The 20887-nt window shown below is 57.7% G+C and carries 23 protein-coding genes; 2 read left to right on the top strand and 21 right to left on the bottom strand.

Translation table 11 applies throughout. The features are described from left to right. Positions 1–67: 67 nt before the first annotated feature. The gene (locus AB4N82_RS15215; RefSeq protein WP_095185819.1) at positions 68–1327 is read left to right on the top strand and encodes an NHL repeat-containing protein; all 1260 of its coding nucleotides are present in this window, start codon (positions 68–70) and stop codon (positions 1325–1327) included. Positions 1328–1361: 34 nt separating this feature from the next. Here AB4N82_RS15215 and der read toward each other — a convergent pair whose 3' ends face one another. From der to trmJ, 19 genes are all read right to left on the bottom strand, one after another. Beyond that, entirely contained in the window at positions 1362–2831 is a 1470-nt protein-coding gene (der, locus tag AB4N82_RS15210; protein ID WP_122763845.1) for a ribosome biogenesis GTPase Der, read from the bottom strand. Between the two features lie 134 nt (positions 2832–2965). Then, positions 2966–4117, bottom strand: coding sequence for an outer membrane protein assembly factor BamB (gene bamB, locus AB4N82_RS15205; protein ID WP_032890714.1), 1152 nt, complete (start codon positions 4115–4117; stop codon positions 2966–2968). Continuing rightward, the gene (locus AB4N82_RS15200; protein WP_032890712.1) at positions 4110–4751 is read right to left on the bottom strand and encodes a YfgM family protein; all 642 of its coding nucleotides are present in this window, start codon (positions 4749–4751) and stop codon (positions 4110–4112) included. The genes bamB and AB4N82_RS15200 overlap by 8 nt, the downstream gene beginning before the upstream one ends. Before the next feature lie 41 nt (positions 4752–4792). Then, the gene (hisS, locus tag AB4N82_RS15195; protein ID WP_122756092.1) at positions 4793–6082 is read right to left on the bottom strand and encodes a histidine--tRNA ligase; all 1290 of its coding nucleotides are present in this window, start codon (positions 6080–6082) and stop codon (positions 4793–4795) included. Positions 6083–6105: 23 nt separating this feature from the next. Beyond that, a complete protein-coding gene (ispG, locus tag AB4N82_RS15190) occupies positions 6106–7215 on the bottom strand; it encodes a flavodoxin-dependent (E)-4-hydroxy-3-methylbut-2-enyl-diphosphate synthase (protein ID WP_003175952.1) in 1110 nt (369 codons plus the stop codon). 2 nt (positions 7216–7217) lie between these two features. Beyond that, positions 7218–8207: a RodZ domain-containing protein gene (locus AB4N82_RS15185; protein WP_032890708.1), complete on the bottom strand. Its 990-nt coding sequence runs from the start codon at positions 8205–8207 to the stop codon at positions 7218–7220. Continuing rightward, positions 8207–8965 (bottom strand): type IV pilus biogenesis/stability protein PilW, encoded by a 759-nt coding sequence (gene pilW / locus AB4N82_RS15180; protein ID WP_122763847.1) that lies wholly within the window; start codon positions 8963–8965, stop codon positions 8207–8209. Before pilW ends, AB4N82_RS15185 begins: the two co-directional genes overlap by 1 nt. Positions 8966–8977: 12 nt before the next feature. Then, the gene (gene rlmN, locus AB4N82_RS15175; RefSeq protein WP_122763848.1) at positions 8978–10126 is read right to left on the bottom strand and encodes a dual-specificity RNA methyltransferase RlmN; all 1149 of its coding nucleotides are present in this window, start codon (positions 10124–10126) and stop codon (positions 8978–8980) included. Between the two features lie 29 nt (positions 10127–10155). Beyond that, complete coding sequence (ndk, locus tag AB4N82_RS15170) at positions 10156–10581, bottom strand: nucleoside-diphosphate kinase (RefSeq protein ID WP_003175956.1); 426 nt, start codon at positions 10579–10581, stop codon at positions 10156–10158. Positions 10582–10672: 91 nt separating this feature from the next. Continuing rightward, on the bottom strand, positions 10673–10873 hold the full coding sequence (gene iscX / locus AB4N82_RS15165; protein WP_032890702.1) for a Fe-S cluster assembly protein IscX: 201 nt from the start codon (positions 10871–10873) through the stop codon (positions 10673–10675). A 14-nt stretch (positions 10874–10887) separates the two neighbouring features. After that, positions 10888–11229, bottom strand: a complete 342-nt coding sequence (fdx, locus tag AB4N82_RS15160) for an ISC system 2Fe-2S type ferredoxin (RefSeq protein ID WP_099602716.1) — start codon at positions 11227–11229, stop codon at positions 10888–10890. Between the two features lie 3 nt (positions 11230–11232). Beyond that, a complete protein-coding gene (hscA, locus tag AB4N82_RS15155) occupies positions 11233–13095 on the bottom strand; it encodes a Fe-S protein assembly chaperone HscA (RefSeq protein ID WP_032890687.1) in 1863 nt (620 codons plus the stop codon). A gap of 51 nt (positions 13096–13146) precedes the next feature. Then, positions 13147–13668: a co-chaperone HscB gene (gene hscB, locus AB4N82_RS15150; RefSeq protein ID WP_122763849.1), complete on the bottom strand. Its 522-nt coding sequence runs from the start codon at positions 13666–13668 to the stop codon at positions 13147–13149. Positions 13669–13676: 8 nt separating this feature from the next. Beyond that, the gene (gene iscA / locus AB4N82_RS15145) at positions 13677–14000 is read right to left on the bottom strand and encodes an iron-sulfur cluster assembly protein IscA (RefSeq protein ID WP_003209680.1); all 324 of its coding nucleotides are present in this window, start codon (positions 13998–14000) and stop codon (positions 13677–13679) included. Positions 14001–14028: 28 nt separating this feature from the next. Further along, positions 14029–14415, bottom strand: coding sequence for a Fe-S cluster assembly scaffold IscU (iscU, locus tag AB4N82_RS15140; RefSeq protein ID WP_003209682.1), 387 nt, complete (start codon positions 14413–14415; stop codon positions 14029–14031). Positions 14416–14514: 99 nt separating this feature from the next. Beyond that, entirely contained in the window at positions 14515–15729 is a 1215-nt protein-coding gene (locus AB4N82_RS15135) for an IscS subfamily cysteine desulfurase (RefSeq protein ID WP_032890684.1), read from the bottom strand. 50 nt (positions 15730–15779) lie between these two features. Then, on the bottom strand, positions 15780–16271 hold the full coding sequence (iscR, locus tag AB4N82_RS15130; RefSeq protein WP_122763850.1) for a Fe-S cluster assembly transcriptional regulator IscR: 492 nt from the start codon (positions 16269–16271) through the stop codon (positions 15780–15782). 302 nt (positions 16272–16573) lie between these two features. Beyond that, the gene (gene cysE, locus AB4N82_RS15125; protein WP_122763851.1) at positions 16574–17356 is read right to left on the bottom strand and encodes a serine O-acetyltransferase; all 783 of its coding nucleotides are present in this window, start codon (positions 17354–17356) and stop codon (positions 16574–16576) included. A 2-nt stretch (positions 17357–17358) separates the two neighbouring features. Continuing rightward, positions 17359–18129: a tRNA (cytosine(32)/uridine(32)-2'-O)-methyltransferase TrmJ gene (trmJ, locus tag AB4N82_RS15120; RefSeq protein ID WP_122753173.1), complete on the bottom strand. Its 771-nt coding sequence runs from the start codon at positions 18127–18129 to the stop codon at positions 17359–17361. Between the two features lie 145 nt (positions 18130–18274). On the opposite strand from trmJ, the gene suhB reads away from it, so the two are divergent. Continuing rightward, the gene (gene suhB, locus AB4N82_RS15115) at positions 18275–19090 is read left to right on the top strand and encodes a type III secretion system regulator SuhB (protein ID WP_003175971.1); all 816 of its coding nucleotides are present in this window, start codon (positions 18275–18277) and stop codon (positions 19088–19090) included. A gap of 206 nt (positions 19091–19296) precedes the next feature. Here the strand turns inward: suhB and AB4N82_RS15110 are convergent, their stop codons facing one another. Both AB4N82_RS15110 and secF read right to left on the bottom strand, forming a co-directional pair. Next, positions 19297–19839, bottom strand: a complete 543-nt coding sequence (locus AB4N82_RS15110) for a glycine zipper 2TM domain-containing protein (RefSeq protein ID WP_032890678.1) — start codon at positions 19837–19839, stop codon at positions 19297–19299. A gap of 124 nt (positions 19840–19963) precedes the next feature. Beyond that, positions 19964–20878 carry a protein translocase subunit SecF gene (gene secF / locus AB4N82_RS15105; RefSeq protein ID WP_032890676.1) on the bottom strand — a complete coding sequence of 305 codons (915 nt, stop codon included), beginning with the start codon at positions 20876–20878 and terminating at the stop codon, positions 19964–19966. Positions 20879–20887 lie beyond the last annotated feature (9 nt).

The following is a 20887-nucleotide window of genomic DNA, read 5'->3' as shown; positions in this document are numbered from 1 at the left end:
TGACAGTTACCTCAACGAAGAAAAAAGCGCCTAACTAATCAGGCTTACCCCATCAGCGAGGCAACCCATGTCAACCACTCTCCTCCACAAAACCGGTGAACTGGATCCGTCGTTTGGTGAACGCGGAGTCTTGCCGCTCAACATCGAAGATGGAGCGATTTTCAGGGCATATGGACTGAACAGCATTGACGACAAGTTACTGGTTTCCGCCAGTGTTCTGAAGGATATGAACACTTACACCCAAGGCCACTTCGTCTATTTCAACCTGCAAGCAGATGGGCAGCCCAATCAAGGTTTCGGTAAAAATGGAATCGTGACAGGGCTCTTTGAACCATCGGATCAGCAATGGCCCTCAAATGGCCTGAAAGTGCTCACGGCGGATCACCAGTCCTACTTGCTGTGCGGAGCCCTGACGCACAACTCAAGCACTCCCGTACCCGCAGTAGCTAAAAGCCAACTAACCGGAGCCCCCGTCCCTCAATTCGGTAAAAACGGCCTATCGGTACTGAATCTGCCAATCACCTACGAACAAGGCCCCAACCAAGCGCCAGGCGTGGACGCGGCCCTTCAAAGTACCGGGAAGATAATCACCCTGCACTTGTACACAGGCGAACCCGGACACTGGGGAGCTCTGATAGCCCGTATAAATGCCGACGGCCAAACCGACCTCGCCTTCAATAGTGGCCGTGGCTATATCGACACCCTTAAGGCGGGCGAGAACACGGCTTTAGCAGGCCTCGCCATTCAAGCGGACGACAAGATTCTCGCTTACGGCCACAGCGTCCATGTCAGGGGTATCAAGACGGGAATCGTCCACCGTTACACCTCGGAAGGTGCGGTAGATACAACCTTCGCGATCAGCGGCGAGTACCGAACCCAGGATCATCAATACCTTGATCTCGTTGCCACCCATGAAAAGATCCTTGCGTGCGGCTCTGCTGCGCAAGGAGCACTGCTTATCTCACTAGACCCCGACGGCGTGCCGGATCCCGGCTTCAACAATGGCCTACCGGTAATCACGGCAAACGTGACCCGTTGGCACAAGTTGCTGGTGGACGCTGGCAAAATCGTAGCGGTCGGCACCCTTGAAGAGGTATTGAACAAAACGGCCGTGATGGCGCGCTTCAATAGCAATGGCGAGATAGATACAAGCTTCGGGCCTAACGGCACCGGCATCGTTGAGCTGGACTTCAACCAGCAGTTCAGCGAGCCCATTGGGCTGGTCATGGACCAACAAAAACGATTGCTCGTATTGATGTCCTTATCAGGCCTCACGCTTGAACCAACCTTCCTGCTGGCGTGTTATTTTTCCGAATCGCAGGCGTAAAAAAGGCGCCACCGGCGCCTTTTTAAAGCTTGAATCAGCGCTTGTCGCGGCGCTTCTTGTCGGCCTTCTTGTGGTGAGTCATCAAACGACGCTTCTTGTTCACCTGACGGTCAGTCAGTGTGTTCTTGTTGCCTTCGTATGGGTTCTCGCCCCCCTTGAACTCGATACGGATCGGCGTACCGACCAGTTTCAAGACACGGCGGTAGGTGTTTTCCAAGTAACGCACGTAGGACTTAGGCACCTTCTCGATCTGGTTACCGTGGATCACGATAATCGGCGGGTTGGCACCACCCAAGTGGGCGTAACGCAGTTTGATCCGGCGGTTGTTGACCATCGGCGGCGCATGCTCGCCCACCGCATCTTCCAGGATCTGGGTGAGACGGTTGGTCGGCCAGCGGGTGACTGCGGACTTGAACGAATTCTGTACGGAAGCGTACAGGTTACCCACGCCAGTACCGTGCAATGCCGAGATAAAGTGAATATCGGCGAACTCGACGAAGAACAGGCGGCGCTGCAGCTCGATCTTGACGAAATCGCGCTCGCTCGGCGTCATGCCGTCCCACTTGTTGATCGCGATGACCAATGCCCGGCCCGCTTCCAGGGCAAAGCCCAGCAAGTTGAGGTCGTGGTCCACCACGCCTTCGCGGGCGTCCATCACGAAGATCACCACGTTGGCGTCTTTGATCGCTTGCAGGGTTTTCACCACGGAAAACTTTTCAACTTCCTCGTGGATCTTGCCGCGCTTGCGCACACCGGCTGTGTCGATCAGCGTGTACTTCTCGTCGTTACGCTCGAACGGGATGTAGATACTGTCGCGGGTGGTGCCAGGCTGGTCGTACACGATTACCCGGTCTTCACCGAGCATACGATTGACCAGGGTCGACTTGCCGACGTTAGGACGGCCGATGATGGCGATCTTGATACCGTCTTTTTCACTAGGGCCAGGAATGCGCTTGGCTTCCTCACCTTCGGCAACGATCTCTTCTTCGCCGTCTTCTTCCTCAGCATCATCCTTCGGGAAGTCGCGCAGAGCGATTTCCAGCATCTGCGTGATGCCGCGGCCGTGGGCACCGGCAACCGGGATCGCGTCGCCCAGGCCCATCGGGCTGAATTCAGCACGGGCCGCCTCAGGATCGATGTTATCGATCTTGTTCGCGACCAAATAGGAACGCTTGTTACGCTTGCGCAGGTGCTCGCCGATCATCTGGTCGGCAGCGGTGTAGCCAGCGCGGGCGTCCACCAGGAACAACACGACATCGGCTTCTTCAATGGCCAGCAGCGACTGCTCGGCCATTTTTTCGTCCATGCCATGCTCATCACCGGAGATACCACCGGTGTCGACAATAATGTAGGAGCGCCCTTGCCACTTTGCCTCACCGTATTGGCGATCACGGGTCAGACCGGACAAGTCGCCGACAATAGCGTCGCGAGTCCTGGTCAGGCGGTTGAACAAGGTGGACTTGCCGACGTTAGGTCGGCCCACCAGGGCGATTACGGGAACCATGCGGCTCTCCACTTCGTTATTTCAGAAAATACAAAAGCCGCTGCAGGGCAGCGGCTGGTGCTCGGGGCAGCATCGTCAGATGCCGCATGCCCCGCCGAAACGGGGCCGCCTGGGTGTTACCCCAAGCATAGTTCTTACTTGATGGTCAGGGCTTCCAGCTTGCCGCTGTTGCCATACACATAAAGCATGTTACCCACCACCAGCGGACGCGCGCGCAGGCCGTCGCTGTCGATACGCTCACGACCTACGAAGCGACCATCCACTTGGCTCAGCAGATGCAAGTAGCCTTCGAAATCGCCGACCGCTACGTAGCTGGAGAACACTTCCGGTGCCGACAGTTGACGGCGAGCCAGGGAGTCGTTGCTCCACAACGCGGTGGTGGAACGCTCGTCGACACTTTCAACAGTGCCGGATGCCAGGCTGACGTAGACGCTGCCAAACCCTTGGGAGACACCGGCGTAGCTGGAAGCATCACGCTGCCAGTTAACGCGGCCGCTCTGCAGGTCCAGCGCCGCAACACGGCCCTGATAGGTGGCGACGTAGAGGGTTTCACCCGACAGCAGCAAGCCACCGTCGATGTCCACTACACGATCCAGCTCGGAACGACCTTGCGGGATCGCCACACGGGTTTCCCAGGCCGGCACGCCGTTCTGGGTGTCCAGGGCGACCACTTTACCGGTCGACAGGCCTGCAACGGCCAGATTGTTGGTTACAACCGGACCACTGGTACCACGCAGGGTCAACACCGCAGGAGTACTGTCGTACAACCAGCGCTGGTTGCCGGTAGCGGCATCCAGACCGATTACACGGTCATCCTGGGTCTGCACCACAACGATGTCGCCGTTGGTGGCAGGGGGTGCGAGGACTTCACTGGTCACGCGAGCGCGCCATTTCTCTTCACCGGTGCTGGAATCGAGGGCAACCACTTCGCCTTTCAGCGTGCCGACCATCACCAGGCCATAACCAACGCCTACGGCGCCGGACACAGGCAATTCGAGGTCAGTCTTCCATTTCACATCGCCGTTCATGCGATCCATGGAGATCACTACGCCGGTCACGTCAGCAGCCACAATGTTGTCACCGTCGATTGCCGGAACCAACATGTTGTAGGTCTCGCCCTGGCCGTCACCGATGGAGCGGCTCCATTGCTTTTGCAGGACTACTTCTTCCTTGAAGCTGGTCAGCTCGGCCGGAGGCAGTTCTTTTTTACTGTTGCTGCTGCAACCCGCGGCCAGAACGGCCAGAGCCAGCAATGCTGCATGTTTCCAACGGATCACGTCACGCATCCCCTTTGGCCAAGTCGTCGAGCTTGATTTGTAAGCCACCGACCGCCGCTTCATCAGACAGCGCCGCCTTGGCTTTCTTGTACGCAGCATTGGCTTCATCGGTGCGACCCAATTGGACCAACAGGTCGCCCTTGAGCTCTTCGCGAGTAGCAACAAATGCCTTGTCCGCATCACCGTCGAGCAGTTTGAGTGCTTCGTCAGCTTTGTTCTGTGCCGCCAATACCTGGGCCAGGCGCTGACGTGCGATTTCACCCAGGGTCGGGTTGGTCGGCTTGTCGGCGATAGCCTTCAGTTCTGCAGCGGCGTCATCCAGCTTGCCGGTATCGACCGCGACCTTCGCGACGAACAGGCTGCCGTATTGGGCGTAGGTGCTACCGCCGAATTCGTTCTTCAGCTTGCCGGCCAGGTCCGCCACTTGCGCAGGGTCGGGCTTGCCGTCCGGCGTCAGGGTGGTTTCCAGCAATTGCTGATAGAGGATAGAGGCGCCCTGGGACTGGTTGGCCTGATATTTTGTCCAGGCTTGCCAGCCGAACACCACCACTAAAGCCAGCAGACCGCCAGTAACCAGGGGCTTGCCGTTACGCTGCCACCAGTCCTTGAACTCGGCCAACTGCTCATCATCAGTACTCGACACCCCAATACTCCTTAATCGCTAAATTCGGCTGTTCGACAGCTTCAACCCTGCACGACGCAGGTGGCCAAGTGCGCAGCGAGCGCATCAAAGGCAATGTTCTGTTGCTCGCCCTGGCCACGCAGGGGTTTGAAACCTATCACTTGCTGGGCCAACTCGTCATCGCCGAGGATCAGTGCATACAGTGCACCGCTCTTGTCGGCCTTCTTGAACTGACTCTTGAAGCTGCCCGCGCCAGCATTGATCTGAAGGCGCAGGTTCGGCAGCTGGTCGCGCACGCTCTCGCTCAAGGCCAGGGCCGCCAGTTCGGCTGCCTCACCAAAGGCGCACAGGTACACATCCACCTGACGGGAGATTTCTGCGGGGATTTGCTCCAGAGTTTCCAACAGCAGGATCAGCCGTTCGATGCCCATGGCAAAACCCACGCCGGTGGTCGGCTTGCCGCCCATCTGCTCGACCAAGCCGTCGTAACGGCCGCCCGCGCACACAGTGCCTTGGGCGCCTAGTTTGTCAGTGACCCATTCGAACACGGTTTTGCTGTAGTAATCGAGACCACGCACCAACTTAGGGTTGATTACGTAGGGAATGCCGGCCGCATCCAGGCGAGCCTTGAGGCCCTCGAAGTGCGCGCGGGATTCGTCATCCAGGTAGTCGGCCATTTTCGGCGCATCGACCAGTACGGCCTGCGTGTCGGCGTTCTTAGTGTCCAGCACGCGCAACGGGTTGGTTTTCAGACGGCGCTGGCTGTCTTCGTCCAACTTGTCCAGATGCGCAGACAGGTACTCGACCAGTGCGACGCGGTAGCGGCCACGGGATTCGCTGGTGCCCAGACTGTTGAGTTCAAGCTTGACCGCATCACGAATGCCAAGCATGCCCCATAACCGCCACGTCATCACGATCAGCTCGGCATCGATGTCCGGACCGTCGAGGTTAAATACTTCCAGGCCGATCTGGTGGAACTGACGATAGCGGCCTTTTTGCGGACGCTCGTGGCGAAACATCGGACCGATGTACCATAGTTTTTGCGGCTGGCCGCCACCGGTGAGGCCGTGCTCAAGCACAGCGCGCACGCACGCGGCAGTGCCTTCCGGACGCAGAGTCAGGGAGTCGCCGTTACGGTCTTCAAAGGTGTACATCTCTTTTTCGACGATATCGGTCACTTCACCGATGGAGCGCTTGAACAGCTCGGTGAACTCGACGATCGGCATGCGGATCTGCTTGTAACCGTAGTTATCCAGCAGACGCGCGACAGTATTCTCGAAGTAGCGCCACAGGGGCGTCTGCTCCGGCAGAATGTCGTTCATGCCACGAATGGCTTGCAGAGACTTGCTCACATCAAATCCTTAAATTCGTTCAATCAGCCGCGAGCGATCAGCGCTGCGTCAGCGGCGACCTTTTCGGCCGCTTTCTCGCGGATCAGCTTTTCCAGCTCATCCACAAGATTGTCATTCGTTAACTTCTGCGACGGCTTGCCGTCGATGTAAATCAGGTTCGGTGTACCGCCGGTCAAGCCCACATGCGCTTCCTTGGCTTCACCCGGCCCGTTGACCACGCAACCGATCACCGCAACATCCAGCGGTACCAGCAGGTCTTCAAGGCGCAACTCCAAATCGTTCATGGTTTTCACCACGTCGAAGTTCTGCCGCGAGCAGCTCGGGCAGGCAATGAAGTTGATGCCACGGGAACGTAAACGCAGGGATTTGAGAATGTCGTAACCGACTTTCACTTCCTCTACAGGGTCTGCCGCCAACGAGATGCGGATAGTATCGCCAATCCCTTCGGCGAGCAGCATACCGAGACCTACCGCAGATTTCACTGTGCCTGAGCGCAAACCGCCAGCCTCGGTGATACCCAAGTGCAATGGCTGCACGATTTCCTTGGCCAGCAGCCGGTAAGCTTCAACCGCCATGAACACGTCGGAGGCCTTTACGCTGACTTTGAAGTCTTGGAAATTCAGGCGTTCAAGGTGTTCAACGTGGCGCAATGCCGACTCAACCAGCGCCGCCGGAGTGGGCTCGCCGTATTTCTTTTGCAGGTCTTTTTCCAGAGAACCTGCGTTGACGCCGATGCGGATCGGGATCCCACGATCACGGGCAGCATCCACCACCGCGCGCACACGGTCTTCACGACCGATGTTGCCTGGGTTGATACGCAGGCAATCGACACCCAGTTCAGCCACGCGCAACGCGATCTTGTAGTCGAAGTGAATGTCTGCAACCAACGGCACCTTGACCAACTGCTTGATGCGGCCGAAGGCTTCCGCAGCGTCCATGTCCGGCACGGAAACCCGCACTATGTCCACGCCAGCGGCTTCCAAACGGTTGATCTGGGCCACAGTGGCGGCTACATCATTGGTGTCGCTGTTGGTCATGCTTTGTACTGCGATGGGGGCGTCGCCGCCCACCGGCACCGAGCCGACCCAGATCTTGCGCGATACGCGACGTTTGATTGGAGATTCGCCGTGCATGACTATTGTCCCAACTTGAGGCGAGCAGTCTCGCCACTGGTGAACGGCGCCACGTCCACAGGCTGACCGTTGTAGGCCACTTGCGCGCCACGGGCGAAGCCCAGACGCAGCGTCAGAGGAGGCTTACCGCCTTGGTCAAGAGTATCTCCCTTACGCTTAAGACCGCTAAACAGCACTTTACCGTTGCCATCGGTGACTTGCGTCCAGCAGTCAGCAATGTAGGTCACTTGTACGCGCCCGTCACCGGCGATCAATGCTGGAGTGGTAGGTGGCGAAATAGCTGGCGTAGCCGAGGCTGCTGGAGCGGGGGGCGCGGACGCGGGTGCTGCCGGCGTATGAGCCTGGGCGGTGGGCGCTGCCGGAGTCGCTGGCGTTACAGGAGCAGGCACAGCGGCGGTTGTCGCAGGAGCGGTTTCCGGTGCCGGTTGCTCGGTCGCGAGCGGCGCTTCAGACGTGGCCTGCCCCTCGGCAACAGCCTGGTCTTCCGGTTCATCCAACGGATGGATCTGAGTGGTGCCATCGGCGCTTTCGACTTCGACGTGCTCCATCGCGCTGCTGGTCAGGTCTTTACTGCGCTGAGAGGCTTGGTCTTGCCACCAGACAAACCCGCCACCGATCACCGCAACAAGCAGCAACAGGCTAACAATTCGCAAAATGGTGTGGGAAACGCGCACTGGCTCTTCGATACGACCCAGGCCATGAACACTGCTGCCCTGGGAATCGGTGCCGGTGAATTGGTCGAACTCCTGAACCAGAACGGTCTGGTCGATACCCAGCAATTTGGCGTATGCGCGGATATAGCCTCGGGCGAAGGTGTGCCCAGGCAGCTTATCGAACGCGCCAGCTTCCAGATTGCCCAAGGACGTGGTGGTCAAATTGAGCTTGAGGGCCACTTCCGCCAGCGACCAACCATTGCTTTCGCGGGCCTGACGCAAGGTTTCGCCTGGGTTTACGCGATTAGCTGCTACAACTTCCGGGTGCGCCGCTTTCATCATTGCTCCGACAGGTATTGCTGATATTCCGGCGTACCGGGATAGAGTCGTTCGAGTTGCTGGCCAAAATGTGCGGCCGTGTCGCGTTCTTCATGAACTGTCGCCAGGCGCACACCGAGCAATAGACTACGTGCATTTTGCCCGCTGAGCAGGCTAAAACGCTCGTAATAGTCACGTGCCGGCACATAATGCCTGTCTTCGTAAGACAACTCAGCCATTTCGAGCAATGCCCGCGGCTGGCGACTGTTCAGGTGCAGGGCTTTTTCCAATTGCTGGCGAGCACTGTCGCGCTGGCCGAGACGCATTGAGGTCACCCCAAGGTTCTCGAAGACCCGTGAACGCTCTGGATAAAGGATGTCGGCAGAAGCTTGCTGGAAATAACGGGAAGCCTGGTCATAACGTTTCTGTTCGAACAGGAAGCTGCCGTAATTGTTCAGCAGCCGAGGGTCGGCAGGACGGGAGGCCAAAGCCTTTCTGAAATACTGATCGGCAAGTTCAGGCTCGGCCTGGGCTTGGAACACCAAGGCCAATGCAGCGTTGGCGTCGGCATCGTTGTTGTCCAGCTCAAGGGCCTTTTTCAAAGGCACCTTGGCCTGCTCGCTCATGCCCTGCTGCAGGTAACCCAACCCCAGTTGCACATAGGCAACTCGCGCCTCATCACGACCTTTACCGGTTTGCAAAGGGCTCTCATGGCCCGATGAAACACAACCGGCCGCGAGGCCGGCAACAAGCAGAAGCAGCGCAAGGCGCAAGGGCATAGAGATCCTCTCTCAGATTCGATTCACAGCGATTTGCGGCATGTCGTCGGCGGCATTCAGTTCACGCACGGCGATATAACGTTCGCTGCGACGGGTGCGATCCAGCACCTGTCCTACCAATTGGCCGCAGGCGGCGTCGATGTCTTCACCACGAGTGGTGCGTACGGTGACGTTGTAGCCTGCCTGGTGCAGTTGATCCTGGAAACGACGAATGGCGTTGTTGCTCGGCCGCTCGTAGCCAGAATGGGGAAACGGGTTAAACGGGATCAGGTTGATCTTGCACGGGGTGTTCTTGAGCAAGTCGATCATCTCGATCGCGTGTTCGACCTTGTCGTTGATGTCCTTGAGCATGGTGTACTCAATGGTCAGCACGCGTTTCTCACCCAAAGTCGCCATGTAACGCTGGCAAGATTCGAGCAGCATCTTAAGCGGATACTTCTTGTTGATCGGCACCAATTGGTTACGTAATGCGTCATTAGGTGCGTGCAGCGACAAAGCCAGGGATACGTCGATGTGCTTGGCCAGCTCATCAATCATCGGTACCACACCGGAGGTCGACAGGGTCACACGGCGCTTGGAGATGCCGTAGCCCAGGTCGTCCATCATCAGATGCATGGCCGCAATCACGTTGTCGAAGTTCAGCAGCGGCTCACCCATGCCCATCATCACCACGTTGGTGATGGCACGGTCGACGGTCGCCGGGACGCTGCCAAAGGATTTGTTGGCAATCCACACCTGGCCGATGACTTCGGCGGCAGTGAGGTTGCTATTGAAGCCTTGCTTGCCGGTGGAGCAGAAACTGCAATCCAGGGCACAGCCTGCCTGGGACGAAACGCACAAGGTGCCACGTTTGCCCTGGGGAATGTACACGGTCTCGACGCAGCTGCCGGACGCCACGCGCACCACCCATTTACGGGTGCCATCGGTGGAAATGTCCTCGCTGACAACTTCGGGACCACGGACCTCAGCAATGGCCTTGAGCTTGTCGCGCAGGGCCTTGCTGACGTTCGTCATGGCGTCGAAATCGTCGACACCAAAGTGGTGAATCCATTTCATTACCTGACCGGCACGGAAGCGCTTCTCCCCGATTGAGTCGAAGAATTTCTCCATTTCCGGCTGAGTCAGACCCAGCAGGTTGGTTTTAACAGTCGATGTAGTCATGGATTCACCCTCACTCTTTAAGCCAATGCTTAGCGAGCGGTTACTTCAGTAGCAGCGAAAAAGTACGAGATTTCGCGAGCAGCGGCAGCTTCGGAGTCCGAGCCGTGTACAGCATTGGCGTCGATGGATTCAGCGAAGTCAGCACGGATAGTGCCGGCAGCAGCTTCTTTAGGGTTGGTAGCGCCCATCAGCTCACGGTTCAGAGCGATAGCGTTTTCGCCTTCCAGAACCTGAACAACAACAGGACCGGAGATCATGAAGGCAACCAGGTCGCCGAAGAAGCCACGAGCGCTGTGCTCAGCGTAGAAGCCTTCAGCTTCAGCCTTGGACAGTTGCTTGAGTTTCGAAGCTACAACCTTCAGGCCGGCTTTTTCGAAACGAGTGGTGATCTCGCCGATGACGTTTTTTGCAACAGCGTCAGGCTTGATGATGGAGAAAGTACGTTGAACAGCCATGGTGTAACTCCAGAAACGGTAATTTACGAAAAATTAAACCCGCGAATTATACGCGGGTTATTGGGTATTGCCTAACTGCGTAAAAGGCGGCTCAGTCTGCTTCTTCGATCCACAGGCCCTGAATCGCCTCCAGAACCTTTTCGCCACCCCGATCCGGGATGTCATCGAATTCCGGCAGCGCCATTACGAGATCACGCAGTTTGACGAAGTTCACGGTAAGAGGATTGACCTCAGGATGAGCTTCAGCAAGTTGTATAGCGATTTCTTGTACATCAACCCATTTCAGGCTCATGACAGTTCCTTGAATCAATGCGGCGCTTCGGCCGCATGGTTGAGCGAATATTTCGGAATTTCGACAGTGATGTCCTCAGTTCCCACCCTTGCCTGACAGCTTAGACGCGATTGCGCTTCCAAGCCCCAGGCACGATCGAGAAAGTCCTCTTCCAGCTCGTCGGCTTCTTCAAGCGAATTGAAACCCTCGCGAATGATGCAGTGACAAGTGGTACAGGCGCACACGCCACCACAAGCGCTTTCGATCTCGATGTGGTTGTCATGGGCAACTTCGAGGATGGACTTGCCGGTCTCAGCCTCCACAACCATACCGTCCGGACAATGCTCGGCGTGTGGCAGAAAAATGACCTGCGGCATTAATTATTCCTCGATTTCATTCAGGTTGCGTCCCGCCAGGGCGGCTTTTACCGTCTGGTCCATACGGCGGGCGGCAAAGGCATCGGTCACTTGCGACAAGCGCTTGGTCTGTTGCTCGATAGCATAACCATCAGTGCCTTTCATCAGTTCGGCCAATTCATGCATCTGCAGGTCGATGACCATGCGCTCTTCGGCATCCAGCAGGCGTTCGCCGTCAGCCTCAAGGGCGCCCTGCACCGCTTCAAGCAGGCGCTGCGCATCCACTTGCTGTTCGCGCAGCACACGGGCGACCTTGTCGTCACCGGCGTACTGGAACGAGTCCTTGAGCATCTTGGCGATTTCGCCGTCGGTGAGGCCGTAGGAAGGCTTCACCTGGATGCTGGCTTCAACACCAGACCCCAGCTCACGGGCCGCGACACTAAGCAGGCCGTCGGCGTCGACTTGGAAGGTCACACGAATTTTCGCAGCACCGGCTACCATTGCAGGGATACCACGCAATTCGAAACGCGCCAGGGAGCGGCAGTCACTGATCAGCTCGCGCTCGCCTTGCAGCACATGAATCATCATGGCCGTCTGGCCGTCTTTATAAGTGGTGAAGTCCTGGGCGCGGGCGACGGGGATGGTGGTGTTGCGCGGAATCACCTTCTCCATCAAGCCGCCCATAGTCTCCAGCCCCAGGGACAACGGAATCACGTCGAGGAGCAGCAGTTCGCCACCATCGCGCTTGTTGCCGGCCAAGGTGTCTGCCTGGATCGCTGCGCCGATGGCGACTACTTGATCGGGGTCGATTTCGGTCAGTGGCTCGCGACCAAAAGCCTCGGCAACTGCCCCACGAACACGCGGCACACGGGTCGACCCCCCCACCATGACCACGGCACCGACGTCTTCCAACTCGATACCGGAATCACGTACGGCGCGACGGCACGCCTTGAGGCTGCGGGCGACCATTGGTTCGATCAAGGCATCAAAGGCTTCGCGCGTCAGCGGTGCCGACCAGTTGCCGTAAGACACGTCAATAGAGGCAGCATCAGTCAGCGCTTCTTTAGCGGCACAAGCAGTTTGCAGCAAGTTGCGCTGTGCGCCTGGATCCAAGTCCGCGGACAAGCCGGCACTGCTGATGATCCAGCCTGCGATCGCGTGGTCGAAGTCATCGCCGCCCAACGCGCTGTCGCCACCAGTAGCCAGCACCTCAAACACACCGCCGGTCAGGCGCAGGATCGAAATATCAAAAGTGCCGCCGCCCAAGTCATAAATGGCAACCAGACCTTCGGCGTGCTGGTCCAAACCGTAGGCCACAGCAGCAGCAGTCGGCTCGTTGAGCAGGCGCAGCACGTTGAGGCCGGCAAGCTTCGCCGCATCCTTGGTGGCTTGACGCTGTGCGTCGTCGAAATAAGCGGGAACCGTGATCACTGCACCGACCAATTCGCCGCCCAAGGTCGTTTCTGCGCGCTGGCGCAGCACCTTGAGAATATCAGCCGACACTTCCACCGGACTTTTCGGCCCCTGGACAGTATCGATGAAAGGCATGTGGGATTCGCCGCCGACAAAGCGATACGGCAGTTGGTCGCCGAGCTGCTTGACGTCGGACAAGCCACGCCCCATCAAGCGCTTGACAGACAGCACAGTGTTCAAAGGATCGCTAGATGCCGCCAACTTGGCAGACTCACCGACCTCGGTGCGATCAGCGTGATAGCGCACGGCCGAGGGCAGGATGACTTGGCCATCAGCGTCCGGCAGCGGTTCGGACAGGCCACTGCGCAGAGCAGCGACCAGGGAATTGGTGGTGCCCAGGTCAATCCCGACCGCCAGACGACGCTGGTGCGGTTGAGGGCTTTGGCCGGGTTCGGCGATTTGCAGTAATGCCATGGTAATCAGGTCTTATCTGTCTATCAGGCGTGCATCACGGGCAGCACTGGGTTAATCGTCGAGGCGCTCTTCTAGCTGGCGCACTTCGTAGGTGAGCTTTTCGAGGAACTGCATACGCCGCATCAGGCGTTCAGCCTGTTCACGTTGCGCTGCATCATCCCAACAGGCTGCGAAGCTTTCGTTGAGCTCATCCTGGGCCACTTTCAGACGGCGCTTGAAGACGGCGACACCGGCCACATCGGCCTCGTCGTGTAGGTCTTCGAGCTCTTCGCGCCACTGCATTTGCTGCATCAGGAAGTCGGGATCGTGAACCGTGACTTCAATCGGCAACTCGCCGCCGTTCATGGCAAGCAGGTAACGCGCGCGCTTTGGCGGACTCTTCAGTGTCTGATAGGCCTCGTTGAGGCTGGCCGACTGCTGCAGGGCCAGGCGCTGCTCACGCTCGGAAGCGTCAGCGAAGCGGTCCGGATGCACCCCACGCGCCAACTCTCGGTAGCGCGTGGCAAGCTGCTCAAGGTCCAGCCGAAAGCTCGGCTGCAGCTCGAATAAAGCGAAATGACAAGGAGTACCCACGAATAGCCTCAGATGTTGAAGCTTTCGCCGCAGCCACACTCACCGCGTACGTTGGGGTTGTTGAACTTGAAGCCCTCGTTCAACCCTTCCTTGACGAAATCGAGTTCGGTGCCGTCCAGGTAGGTCAGGCTTTTAGGATCGATGATCACTTTCTCTCCGTGACTTTCGAACACCTGATCTTCCTCAACCACCTCGTCGACAAACTCCAGCACGTAGGCAAGGCCGGAACAGCCCGTGGTGCGAACACCCAGACGAATCCCCTCACCTTTACCGCGCCCATTCAGGGAGCGGCGAATATGCTGCGCAGCCGCTTCTGTCATGCTGATAGCCATCGTTGACTCCTTACTCGTCGCCAAATGCTTAGATCAAGCCTTTCTTCTGCTTGTAGTCGCGAACGGCCGCCTTGATGGCGTCTTCTGCGAGTACGGAGCAGTGGATTTTCACTGGCGGCAGGGCCAGTTCTTCGGCCAACTGGGTGTTGCTGATAGTCACAGCCTCATCCAGAGTCTTGCCTTTCATCCATTCGGTTGCCAGAGAACTGGAGGCGATGGCCGAACCGCAACCGTAAGTCTTGAACTTGGCATCTTCGATGACGCCAGCTTCGTTGACTTTGATCTGCAGGCGCATCACATCGCCGCACGCCGGAGCGCCGACCATGCCGGTGCCGACATCAGGATCTTCCGCGTTCATCTTGCCGACGTTGCGCGGGTTTTCGTAGTGGTCGATGACCTTTTCGCTGTAAGCCATGGTACTGAATCCTCACTCATCAGGGCCGCTCTGGAACCCTGTAAAAACGCCTGCGTTTTCCGCCACGTTCCTACAGAGCTTGGGTGGCGGCTTCTATAGTTAGTGTGCCGCCCACTCGATCTTGGAAATATCGACACCGTCTTTGTACATGTCCCACAGCGGCGACAGAACGCGCAGCTTGTTGACGGCTTCGCAGACTTTCTGCGCGGCGTAGTCGACTTGTTCTTCGGTGGTGAAGCGGCCGAACGTAAAGCGGATCGAGCTATGTGCCAGTTCGTCGTTACGGCCCAGGGCGCGCAGTACGTACGAAGGCTCAAGAGAGGCCGAGGTGCAGGCCGAACCGGACGAAACCGCCAGGTCCTTGAGCGCCATGATCAGCGACTCGCCTTCGACGTAGTTGAAGCTCAAATTCAAGTTATGCGGTACGCGGGCGGTCATGCTGCCGTTTATGTACAGCTCTTCAAGGTTCTCGACCTGCTTGTAGAAGCGATCGCTCAGGGCCTTGATGCGCACGTTTTCGGCAGCCATGTCTTCCTTGGCCACACGAAAGGCTTCGCCCATGCCTACGATTTGGTGGGTCGCCAGGGTGCCAGAACGCATGCCGCGTTCGTGACCACCGCCGTGCATGGTGGCTTCGATGCGCACGCGTGGCTTACGGCTCACGTACAGCGCACCGATACCTTTAGGCCCGTAGGTCTTGTGGGCCGAGAACGACATCAGGTCAACTTTCAGCTTGGACAGGTCGATATCAACCTTGCCGGTGGACTGAGCAGCGTCAACGTGCAACAGAATGCCCTTGGAGCGAGTCAGCTCGCCGATGGCCGAGATGTCGTTGATGGTGCCGATTTCGTTGTTTACGTGGATCACGGAAACCAAGATTGTGTCTTCACGCAGCGCGGCTTCAATCATGGCCGGGGTGACGATACCGTCGGTGGTCGGCTCAAGGTAGGTAACTTCGAAACCTTCACGCTCCAGTTGACGCATGGTGTCGAGGACAGCCTTGTGCTCAATCTTGGTGGTGATCAGGTGCTTGCCTTTGGTCGCGTAGAAATGCGCCGCGCCCTTGATTGCCAGGTTGTCGGACTCAGTGGCGCCGGAAGTCCAGACGATTTCGCGCGGGTCGGCATTAACAAGGTCGGCGACTTGGCGACGAGCATTCTCGACCGCTTCCTCGGCTTTCCAGCCGAATACATGGGAACGGGAGGCCGGGTTGCCGAAGTTTCCGTCGACCAGCAGGCACTCGCTCATCTTTTGCGCGACACGCGGATCAACCGGGGTGGTCGCTGAGTAATCAAGGTAAATCGGCAATTTCATGGACTTTCTCCTAAATCAGGCTGGCTGGCGTGCCGTTAGCTCTTCGGCTGTCACTCGACGGCGGACGCTTCAATCTTGTCCAGACGCGGCACCTTAGTGTTGCAACGGCGCTGGTCCTGACGCTGGGCTACTTCTTGTACCTCACGGCGAGTCACAAGATCAGCCAAGCTGATACCACTCAAAAACTCATGGATCTGCAGACTCAAGTCACACCACAAATGGTGCGTCAGGCAGGTGTCGCCTGCATGGCAGTCACCCAGGCCCTGGCATTTGGTCGCGTCGACGGATTCGTTGACCGCATCGATTACCTGGGCCACCTGAATGCCCTGCATATCGCGGGACAACTGATAGCCGCCACCTGGCCCACGCACGCTGGAGACCAGATTGCTACGGCGCAATTTGGCGAACAGTTGCTCAAGATAGGACAGGGAAATTCCTTGGCGCTCGGAGATATCGGCCAGGGACACCGGCCCAGTTTGCGCGTGCAGAGCCAGGTCGAGCATGGCAGTCACCGCGTATCGGCCTTTTGTAGTCAGTCTCATGGACAATTACCAAGGTGTTTCAGAATGTGGGCAAGTATGCGATTCCCGAGTATTTAAGTCAACTATAAGACCTAGTACTTTAGTCAGGATTACCCGTAAAAAGGGCGCGCGAATCATAGCAGGATGGGGTGGGGACGAACAGCGGGAACAGGGCCTAGCGGCTACTCCGAGACCAATGGAGGTCAAGATGCAGGAGGCAACTGCTCCCAATAGCAGCGGACCAGCCCACGCAGGGAACGACTAACAAACCGCTATCGAGAGCAAGCCCCCTCCCACAGGTGACTTTCAGTGCCTGGAAGACCTCAACCAGTCTTCGTCGCAGCTTCGTCCTTGATCTCTGCGAAGTCCTCTTCGCGCAGTTCGGGCAGTTCTTTCGCACAGTAGCTGCTGCCCAGCTCCTTCAGCGCGCCGCACATACCGTCCAGCTTCCCGTCCACCGCCTGCAAGTGGTCAAGCAACTGGCCGATGGCGCGCGCGACCGGATCAGGCATGTCTTCACTGACTCCATAGGCATCAAAGCCGATCTTCTCGGCCATTGCCTTGCGCTTTGCTTCCTGCTCATCGCCAACGTCCGGCTTGACGATGATTCGGCCCGGAATACCCACCACGGTTGCGCCAGGCGGTACAGCCTTGGTCACGACCGCATTGGAGCCAACCTTAGCGCCAGCACCTACAGTGAACGGCCCTAGCACTTTGGCGCCGGCCCCTACCACCACGCCATCGCCCAACGTTGGGTGGCGCTTGCCTTTGTTCCAGCTAGTGCCGCCCAACGTCACACCTTGATAGAGCGTGACATCGTCGCCAATCTCAGCAGTTTCACCGATGACGATACCCATTCCATGATCGATAAAAAAACGGCGCCCAACCTTGGCCCCCGGATGAATCTCGATACCCGTCAACCAGCGGCCGAAGTTCGACACCAGTCGCGCCAGCCATTTCCAGCCCATGCCCCACAAGGCGCCGGATAGCCGATGAATCCAGATCGCGTGCATACCCGGATAGCAGGTCAGCACTTCAAAGGCGTTGCGGGCCGCCGGGTCACGGTGGAAAACACTCTGGATATCTTCTCGCAAACGCTCGAACATTTTTAATCCTTCCGCTTAAGAAGCTCGCCACGGGCCGCTTTTTGGGTTTCCGTGAGGATGCCACGCAATATATTCATTTCCGCCCGGCTTACCGAACTGCGCCCGTACAACCGACGCAGGCGCGCCATCAAGTGCCGCGGCTTGTCAGGGTCAAGGAATTCGATAGCCACCAGGGTTTGCTCCAGGTGCTCATAAAACCGCTCCAGCTCATCCATGGTGGCCAGCTCGCCACTTTTGGTCGACGCAACCTCTTCCTTTTCCATTTTGCTTGGCTGACCGGCAGCTGCCAGCCACGCCATGCGCACTTCGTAAGTCAGCACCTGCACCGCAGCCCCGAGGTTCAGTGAACTGAATTCAGGGTCCGATGGAATGTGCACATGGTAGTGACATCGCTGCAGCTCCTCATTGGTGAGGCCGGAGTCTTCACGACCAAACACTAAGGCGATTTCAGCGCCACCAGCAGCCTCTTCCACCACTTTACCGCCGCATTCACGGGGATCCAGCAGAGGCCAGGGGATGCGACGATCACGGGCACTGGTGCCGAGCACCAGATTGCAGCCGACCAAAGCATCCTCCAGGGTGGCGACGACCTGGGCTTTTTCAAGGATGTCATTGGCACCGGATGCACGGGCATCGGCCTCGTGATGCGGGAACACGCGCGGTTCGACCAGCACCAGGCGCGTCAGCCCCATGTTTTTCATGGCACGCGCCACCCCACCGATATTGCCGGGATGACTGGTATTGACCAAGACGACACGAATGTTTTGCAGCAAGGGAGGCGCTCTCGGACATGGGAAAGGGGAGCAAATCTTACAGAACAGCCTAAGGTTATGCCATGAAAGCTAACGTCGTCCTTCACCTGAAGAAAGTTTCTGCTAGAATGCTCGGCTTTCTTTAACAACCTTAGGTGACACATCCATGCAGCCCATGCTGAATATCGCGCTGCGCGCCGCCCGCAGCGCCAGTGAATTGATTTTCCGCTCCATCGAGCGCCTGGATACCATCAAGGTCGACGAAAAAGACGCCAAGGATTATGTATCCGAGGTAGACCGCGCCGCCGAACAGAAAATCATCGACGCACTGCGCAAGGCTTACCCTACCCACGGCATCCTGGGTGAGGAAACCGGCCTGCATAAAGGTAGCGGCGAAGGCGAAGACTACCTGTGGATCATCGACCCACTGGATGGCACCACCAACTTCCTGCGCGGCATCCCCCACTTTGCAGTAAGCATCGCCTGCAAATACCGTGGCCGCCTGGAACATGCCGTCGTCCTCGACCCGGTTCGCCAGGAAGAATTCACCGCCAGCCGTGGCCGTGGCGCCCAACTGAACGGTCGTCGCCTGCGCGTCAGCGGCCGCACCAGTCTCGACGGCGCCCTGCTGGGTACCGGCTTCCCATTCCGTGACGACCAGATGGACAACCTGGAAAACTACCTGGGCATGTTCCGCGCCCTGGTTGGCCAGACCGCAGGCATCCGTCGCGCTGGCGCAGCCAGCCTGGACCTGGCCTATGTTGCTGCCGGTCGTTTTGATGCGTTCTGGGAGTCAGGCCTGTCCGAGTGGGACATGGCTGCAGGCGCTCTGCTAATCCAGGAAGCCGGTGGCTTGGTGAGCGACTTCACCGGTGGTCACGACTTCCTGGAAAAAGGCCACGTCGTTGCTGGCAACACCAAATGCTTCAAGGCAGTGCTGACGGCTATACAGCCACACCTGCCAGCCTCGCTGAAGCGCTAAGCTAGCGAGCATAAAAAAAAGCACCCTTCGGGGTGCTTTTTTTTATGCCTGCGATTTGGTGCGAACTTGAATACCAGCAACGCTACCAATCAATGTGAAAGGGATGTTGCCTCCGATGGCAGCAGCTCAGTTACAGACTCATTAACCGATGCGCCCACATCAAGAGCAAGCCCCCTCTCACACCTTCAACTATGACAAGCCTCAAATTATTGCTGGTTTTGACCCAACACTAAACGACCTTCTTTATCGACCGGAATCTGGCCACCCGGATCACGATCCATCCGCACCGAGCCTTCCTTACCATCCAAGGTGTAACGCACGTCATAGCCGACTACCTTGTCGCTGATGTCGTTGACGGTGTTACAACGCGTTTGTGTGGTGGTGTAGGTATCGCGATTCTGCATACCCTCTTGAACCTTGTTACCGGCATAACCACCACCGACCGCACCGGCTACCGTCGCTAGCTTCTTACCGTTACCGCCACCGATCTGATTACCTAGCAAACCACCCGCCAATGCACCCACAACGGTACCTGCGATCTGGTGTTGATCCTGCACCGGTCGCTGCCGAGTAACTGCGACATCCTTACAGACTTCGCGAGGGGTCTTGATCTGGGTTTTTACCGGCTGCACCGCCAGCACTTGCGCATACTCAGGGCCGCTTTTTACCAGGCTGTAGGTGGCGACAGCACCCCCGGCAGTTACACCGACAGCACCCAATACCGCACCAACCAGTAACGACTTGTTCACGTTGAACCTCCTGACCATCACAAACGGACCGAAAGATCCGCGCTATACCCAGCCTTGGAGCAAAAAAAAAGGCACGAGTTCAATACTCGTGCCTTTCTTGTAACAGCAGATCAACAAGCGCTCATTAAGGGCGGTCGTCGACCTCCTTGCCAGTCGCGGCTGGAGGGATCAAGTCTTCGCTGTTGAGGTTCAACCAGATCAGCACAACGTTGGCGATGTAGATCGACGAGTAAGTACCCGCCAGAACGCCGATAAACAGCGCCAGGGAGAAGCCCCACAAGTTGTCACCGCCGAAGATCATCAGCGCAGCAATCGCCAGCAAAGTGGAGATTGATGTCGCCATGGTACGCAGCAGGGTCTGAGTGGTGGAGATGTTGATGTTCTCGATCAACGTCGCCTTGCGCAATACGCGGAAGTTCTCACGAACCCGGTCGAATACCACGATTGTGTCGTTGAGCGAGTAACCAATAATCGCCAGCACAGCGGCCAGTACGGTCAGATCGAAGGTTATCTGGAAGTACGCCAGAATACCTACGGTCACGATCACGTCGTGGATCAGCGACACAATCGCGCCGACACCGAACTTCCACTGAAAGCGGAAAGCCAGGTAAATCATGATGCCGACGAGTGCCATCAGCATGCCAAGGCCGCCTTGGTCGCGCAGCTCTTCACCTACTTGCGGGCCGACAAACTCGACGCGCTTGACCGACGCGGGATTGTCGCCGCCAACCTTTTGCAAGGCTTCGGCTACTTGGTGACCCAGTTGCGGATCTTCGCCTGGCATGCGCACCAGCAGGTCGGTGGTCGCACCAAAGCTCTGCACCACGGCCTCGTGATAACCGGCCTTTACCAGCTCGTTGCGCACTAAGGTAACGTCGGCCGGCTTCTCGTAGGTCAGCTCAATGAGCGTACCCCCGGTGAAATCCAAACCGTAGTTCAGGCCCTTATGGAACCAGCTGAACAACGCCAGAACGGTAAGGAGCACAGTGACGCCGAACGCAATGTTGCGAACGCCCATGAAGTTGATTGTACGTAACATGGCAGCCCC

It is taken from the genome of Pseudomonas sp. H1_D04, assembly GCF_054683855.1.
The sequence above is the reverse complement of the archived record's forward strand: the minus strand, read 5'-3'. Positions and strand labels throughout refer to the sequence as shown.

Bases quoted from the DNA above. Each gene is read 5' to 3' on its own strand.
- AB4N82_RS15215 (WP_095185819.1), top strand. From the start codon at position 68: ATGTCAACCACTCTCCTCCACAAAACCGGTGAACTGGATCCGTCGTTT.
- der (WP_122763845.1), bottom strand. From the start codon at position 2,831: ATGGTTCCCGTAATCGCCCTGGTGGGCCGACCTAACGTCGGCAAGTCC.
- bamB (WP_032890714.1), bottom strand. From the start codon at position 4,117: ATGCGTGACGTGATCCGTTGGAAACATGCAGCATTGCTGGCTCTGGCC.
- ispG (WP_003175952.1), bottom strand. From the start codon at position 7,215: ATGCACGGCGAATCTCCAATCAAACGTCGCGTATCGCGCAAGATCTGG.
- AB4N82_RS15185 (WP_032890708.1), bottom strand. From the start codon at position 8,207: ATGAAAGCGGCGCACCCGGAAGTTGTAGCAGCTAATCGCGTAAACCCA.
- pilW (WP_122763847.1), bottom strand. From the start codon at position 8,965: ATGCCCTTGCGCCTTGCGCTGCTTCTGCTTGTTGCCGGCCTCGCGGCC.
- rlmN (WP_122763848.1), bottom strand. From the start codon at position 10,126: ATGACTACATCGACTGTTAAAACCAACCTGCTGGGTCTGACTCAGCCG.
- ndk (WP_003175956.1), bottom strand. From the start codon at position 10,581: ATGGCTGTTCAACGTACTTTCTCCATCATCAAGCCTGACGCTGTTGCA.
- iscX (WP_032890702.1), bottom strand. From the start codon at position 10,873: ATGAGCCTGAAATGGGTTGATGTACAAGAAATCGCTATACAACTTGCT.
- fdx (WP_099602716.1), bottom strand. From the start codon at position 11,229: ATGCCGCAGGTCATTTTTCTGCCACACGCCGAGCATTGTCCGGACGGT.
- hscA (WP_032890687.1), bottom strand. From the start codon at position 13,095: ATGGCATTACTGCAAATCGCCGAACCCGGCCAAAGCCCTCAACCGCAC.
- iscA (WP_003209680.1), bottom strand. From the start codon at position 14,000: ATGGCTATCAGCATGACAGAAGCGGCTGCGCAGCATATTCGCCGCTCC.
- iscU (WP_003209682.1), bottom strand. From the start codon at position 14,415: ATGGCTTACAGCGAAAAGGTCATCGACCACTACGAAAACCCGCGCAAC.
- AB4N82_RS15135 (WP_032890684.1), bottom strand. From the start codon at position 15,729: ATGAAATTGCCGATTTACCTTGATTACTCAGCGACCACCCCGGTTGAT.
- iscR (WP_122763850.1), bottom strand. From the start codon at position 16,271: ATGAGACTGACTACAAAAGGCCGATACGCGGTGACTGCCATGCTCGAC.
- cysE (WP_122763851.1), bottom strand. From the start codon at position 17,356: ATGTTCGAGCGTTTGCGAGAAGATATCCAGAGTGTTTTCCACCGTGAC.
- suhB (WP_003175971.1), top strand. From the start codon at position 18,275: ATGCAGCCCATGCTGAATATCGCGCTGCGCGCCGCCCGCAGCGCCAGT.
- secF (WP_032890676.1), bottom strand. From the start codon at position 20,878: ATGTTACGTACAATCAACTTCATGGGCGTTCGCAACATTGCGTTCGGC.